Raw genomic sequence first — 1,022 nt, 5'->3', positions numbered from 1 at the left:
TTTGAACTGCTACCCGTCAAGTAGACACTCGAAAAAATAAAATTAGTTTTGTTTCTGCCACCGATTTCCGGTGGCAGTTTTTTCATGCTACAAACCAATATCTAGCATGTTTTTCCATAGGTGTTAAAACACCAAGCTTTCTTTGTAGTCGTTTTGTATTGTAATATTCAATATAATTTTCTATCATTTTAACTAAAGACTCTTTATCTGTGAAGCGATGCCCATAGTACCGTTCGCGTTTTAAGATACCCCAAAAGCCTTCCATAGGACCATTATCAATACATTTTCCTACTCTAGACATACTATGTATCATTCCTGCTGCTATTAACTTTGTATGGAATGTTCGACTAGTGTATTGGTATCCTCTATCACTATGAAGTAGTGGATGTGCATCTGGATTAGAAGCTACTGCCTTGGTAAAAGTATCAAATACTAATATATTGTCATTTCTGTCTCGAATTGCAAATGAAACAATTCTGCGGTCATATAAATCAAGAATTGCACTGAGATATACTTTATGCACTTCAGAGCCCAAGTAATATTTAAACTCGGTCACATCTGTAAGCCACTTTTCATTAGGAGCCGTAGCAGTAAAGTCTCTGTCAAGAAGGTTTTCTGCTACATATTGTGGTCTTGACGCATGTCGAGTGCATCCCTTATTGCAATATTTAATAGTAGATTTAATGTTTTGTATCCGGCAAATTCGCAGTACTCGCTTATCATTGACGTGTATGTCATAGTAGCGATCCAGGTCATCTCGAATTCTGCGGTATCCTTTATCCGGGCTTTCTGAGTGAATGGATTCTATCTTTTCCGCAATCATTATGTTTTCGTGTTCTTTAAAAGATGGTTGTCTATGAAGCCATTTGTAATAAGCTGCTCTTGTTACGTTACCTAATTTACATAAAGCTGAAATAGCATAGTGATGCTCTGCGTGCTCTTCTTTTATTGCCAAGTAAATATGAAGATATTTTACTTGGCTTAGCCCCGCCTCCTCTCTATTTCGTCTAATTTTTTTAAGA

1 protein-coding gene is annotated in these 1,022 nt (G+C 36.6%); it reads right to left on the bottom strand.

The annotated features are described in order from the left end of the window. Positions 1-82: 82 nt before the first annotated feature. Positions 83-1,022: IS3 family transposase (locus tag MXE28_RS11425; protein ID WP_247240190.1), on the bottom strand; the 940-nt coding region annotated here is incomplete at its 5' end.

It is taken from the genome of Veillonella sp. KGMB01456 (assembly GCF_023051165.1).
In the GTDB taxonomy this organism is placed as follows: domain Bacteria; phylum Bacillota; class Negativicutes; order Veillonellales; family Veillonellaceae; genus Veillonella_A.
Note: the sequence above shows the minus strand (reverse complement) of the source record. Positions and strands in the feature narration are given on the sequence as shown.